The organism is Phormidesmis priestleyi BC1401 (genome assembly GCF_001650195.1).
In the GTDB taxonomy this organism is placed as follows: domain Bacteria; phylum Cyanobacteriota; class Cyanobacteriia; order Leptolyngbyales; family Leptolyngbyaceae; genus Phormidesmis_A; species Phormidesmis_A priestleyi_B.
Genome location: NZ_LXYR01000135.1, coordinates 1 through 2,990, shown reverse-complemented (window position 1 = coordinate 2,990; position 2,990 = coordinate 1). Strand labels below are relative to the sequence as shown.

The 2,990-nt window shown below is 48.4% G+C and carries 3 protein-coding genes; 1 reads left to right on the top strand and 2 read right to left on the bottom strand.

Annotated features, from left to right (window positions below; genetic code table 11):
- The coding region (locus A8707_RS25900) for an IS200/IS605 family accessory protein TnpB-related protein (RefSeq protein WP_156518899.1) at positions 1-592 on the top strand (592 nt) is incomplete at its 5' end.
- 805 nt (positions 593-1,397) lie between these two features.
- On the opposite strand, the gene A8707_RS25895 is transcribed toward A8707_RS25900, so the two are convergent.
- Together A8707_RS25895 and A8707_RS25890 are read right to left on the bottom strand one after the other, a co-directional pair.
- Positions 1,398-1,718 (bottom strand): hypothetical protein, encoded by a 321-nt coding sequence (locus A8707_RS25895; RefSeq protein WP_068820310.1) that lies wholly within the window; start codon positions 1,716-1,718, stop codon positions 1,398-1,400.
- A gap of 151 nt (positions 1,719-1,869) precedes the next feature.
- Positions 1,870-2,664, bottom strand: a complete 795-nt coding sequence (locus A8707_RS25890) for a carbonic anhydrase (protein ID WP_068820309.1) — start codon at positions 2,662-2,664, stop codon at positions 1,870-1,872.
- Positions 2,665-2,990: the final 326 nt, after the last annotated feature.

The window sequence follows — 2,990 nt, the reverse complement described above, 5'->3', positions numbered from 1 at the left end:
ATTTAACAAGCAAGTTGCCACCCTCAAAGAGAATCAGCCTCAAGGTTTTTGGTCTAAGCGATTAGCTGCCATCACTGAGAAACGCAATCGTCAGGTTAGGGATGCGGTCAATAAAGCGGCTAGAAAGGTGATCAATCATTGTCTTGAGAACAGAATCGGCACCGTCGTGTTTGGCTGGAATCGAGGGCAGAAAGACGGTGCCAATATGGGTGCTAAAACCAATCAGAAGTTTGTCCAGATTCCCACGGGCAGACTCAAAGAGAGAGTCTCGCAACTGTGCGAACAGCACGGGATTCGATTCGTTGAGACGGAAGAAAGCTATACGTCTAAGGCTTCGTTTGTGGATGATGATTTCCTGCCTAAAATCGGTGAGAAACCCGAAGGGTGGAAGGAGTCAGGCAGACGAGTTAAACGTGGCTTGTACCGCACTCAAAACAATCAGTACATCAATGCTGATTGCAACGGTGCGGCAAACATCTTGCGAAAAGTAGCGACAACTTTAGGGCTATGCCTTGAGGGAGTCAGTAGGGGCGCTTTGTTAACGCCTTTGAAGGTTCGCTTGTGGACTCTTCAAGAATCCCCTCGCCTTTAGGCATGGGGAGTATCAACCTTGAAGGTACTTTTTCAAACATTCAAGGCAGTCCAGCGGTTCAAATCAAATTAGCAGCAGTCGATGACTGTGGTGACCCGCACCCACAAACGCTCAAACATGCAATCATCGCGTTTTCAAACCGGGGTTAACTGCACCCGAACCCGCACTTTCTTACAACTAGGCGTAAAGGTAGCGAAGCTGCATCCAAGTGCCACGCGATCGCTGTAATGCCTCGATACCAGTGAAGCCAGCAAAAAACCTCAGAATTTGCAATTTGCCCATAAACGATCGCTAACGTGTCTACAAATCGCACGGTAAAATAAGCCTTTCACGCTATTTCTGTATGAAACCTTGCCCGTCAATGGTTGTTTTTCGGGATGTTTTAGCTAAACTACGAGAATTTTCTAAAACCCTTCACAGTGTGCTTTTCGGCTGTTGCGTGGCACTTGGATGCAGCCTCGCTACCTTTACGCCCTCTTGGAGAGCCACCGAGCAAGGAAATCCTGTGAGGATAAAGTCTGGCTCGTCGCTTTTGCCAAAGCGTTGCTCTTACAAGTCTCTGTCCTAAACTGAGAGCGGCAGTCTCAAAAAAGCACTGGACTAGAATTGAACTCAATTGCCGTTTTGTAGTACGCCAAACTGCCCCAAGCTCGTGAGACGGAAAGTCAGATCAGCTCACCCTCAAAAAGATATAACCTATATGCTGCAAAGAAAGTGGGGCAGTCTCACAATGTAGAACTTCTGCATGATCCGCAGTAGTGCTGATTTGAAAGCAACAGATCATTGCTTCTCCCAAACTCCCTTCCTATAAGTCTTCTAGGTCATCTGGCACCTTTTTGCCTTTATCTCGGCTCAAGCCCCAGTCCTGTTGCGGATTTGCCCGTCGGGGTTCCGACGCTTCATCAGGGGCAACAGGGGACGTAAAGTCTGCCTGCGTGAAAGTCAGCCCAAATGCCTGGAAGAGAGACGCTAAGGACTGACGATCGACCCCTTGTTCGCGCTTGAAAATCCGGATGAGGGTATTGAGGAGAGTTTGGTGCGATCGCTTAAATCTTCCTGACTGAAGTGCTCCCCCCAAGTTTCGGTTGCTTCTGCCTGCTGTTTTGCTGCCTGAAACCGTTGCCACCCCTGAGGCGAAAGGATGACACCTCGGACTCGTCCAGAGGCGAATCTCCCCCGCCCAGATTTTAATGGGTTGGCATCCATAGGCAAACGGATGGTGCAAGGCAGCGTGAAGCTCCCTTCAAAAATAACCCTCCCAGGACGTTTTGAGCAATTCAGGACTGTGCATCTAGTATAAATCGATGACTGAGGGGTTGGATGGGGCGAGCATTTAGAGAAAAAATCTGTTTGAACTGATCAATTTGAGACTGTGAGACTTCAATCGGATCATGAAATACCACCCAGTTTACTATCTCAGAACAGGGCGGGGTTGTGAGAGAGCCGAAGTACTCATACGCCTCTCGCCCCTTAGGGAGGAGTCTGGCGATCGAAACTTTAGCACCCGTAACGACTTTCTCTGGTTGTTTTTTTGATGGCATTGCCGCCCAAATGGGCTTTAACACGTCATTTTCTCTTCCAGCTTGCAAGAAAATACCCAGCACAGCCAACGCCCCTGTTGAGTCCTTGTGAACCAGGTGCAATTCCATTGGGTAAGTCTTGCTCACCAAATGGTGTTCACTAGGATGATGGAAATGAAACTGGGTCAGCTCATACACGCTGCCATTTAATGTGATCTGGTTTCCAGGTGCCGCGTTGATTTGAATCGTATGTCCATTATTGAGAACCCGCAAAGGAATATCGTGATAGGCAATTTGGAGGGGCGATGGTTCAGCCTTGATCGCTTTTTGCAAATTAACCGGAGATTGCTGCTGCCCAACTTTACAAGCCTGATATTCCGCTGAGAGATCTCCCCAGTGGGTGGAATCCTTTGCACCAACATAGCCCCACTCTGCATGATTCTCGCTGGCGATGGCGGCAGCAAAGGAACGACCTCCAACCCCTATTGCTCCTGCACCACCAATACCTGCACCACCAATAGTTAATAGCTTTATTAAGGTGCGCCTTTGCATAAACCTTCCTTCCTTCCTTCCACGTCAATTTACAGTAGGGTAGAAAAAAAGATTCTTTGAGTCAATATCTCTTTGAGTAGATTTTTCCAAAGTTGGGTTCCTTGACGCAAAGGTACGTAAAGCGACATGACCTGCCAGGAAAAGCGTTAAGACCGGCGTTCCCGTAGCTTTATTAAACTAAGTGGCTCCTGTGAAGGGGTCACTTAGTTTAATAAAGCTACGGGAACGCCATATTATGCGGGTGAGTTAGTGATTGAGCCTATCCAACGCTGGACGAGAGAGCAAAAATTGGCGCTACTGGACTGGCACCCAATGTTTACGGGACG

Coding starts and splice junctions, on each gene's coding strand:
- A8707_RS25890 (WP_068820309.1), bottom strand. CDS start 2,664: ATGCAAAGGCGCACCTTAATAAAGCTATTAACTATTGGTGGTGCAGGT.